Here is a 654-nt window from a genome sequence, read left to right on the forward strand (position 1 = left end):
GCGTTCCCCCGACGTTCGCCTGCCCGGACTTCAGCACGGTCATGCCTAGAAGGGCCGCGGCGACGGCGAGCATCATGTAGTTGTTACCGCTGGTGGCACTGGCGCTGCTGAGACGAGAGACCAGGATGATGCCGCCCAGGCCCGACACCGTGCCGGCCACGGTGAAAGCGAAGAATCGCATCCACCGCACATTGATCCCGGACAGGCGCGCGACCTCAGCATTGCCGCCCACGGCGTACCAGCGGCGGCCGGTGGTGGAATACCGCAGCACCAGCCAGACCACCACCGCGATGATCGCCGCGACGATGACGGGCATGGGGATGCCGAGGTGGCGGCTCTGCCCGAACCAGCCGAATCCCTCCGGCATGCCGTAGAGCGTGGTCCCGTCGGTCACCAGGAACGCCAGCCCGCCGACTGTTGTCATGGACGCTAGGGTCGCGACCAGCGCCGACAGGCCGGCAAAGGCGACAAGGATCCCGTTTAAGACACCGACCAGCGTGCCGACCACCAGGCCGGCCGTGATCGCGACCGGCATGGGGGTGCCGCCGACCATCAACGCGGCCGCGGTGGCCCCGGAGAGCGTCGCGTTCGTCCCCACCGAGAGGTCGAAGTTCCCGACCACCATGACGACCGTCTGCGCGACGGCGATGATCG

1 protein-coding gene is annotated in these 654 nt (G+C 68.2%); it reads right to left on the minus strand.

Translation table 11 applies throughout. From position 1 onward, the window contains the following. Window positions 1–654, minus strand: a 654-nt coding sequence (locus ELR45_RS36425) for an ABC transporter permease (RefSeq protein ID WP_205855779.1), incomplete at both ends; no start/stop codon positions are given.

Origin of the sequence: Phytoactinopolyspora endophytica (genome assembly GCF_004138495.1) — a bacterium.
Taxonomy (GTDB): domain Bacteria; phylum Actinomycetota; class Actinomycetes; order Jiangellales; family Jiangellaceae; genus Phytoactinopolyspora; species Phytoactinopolyspora endophytica.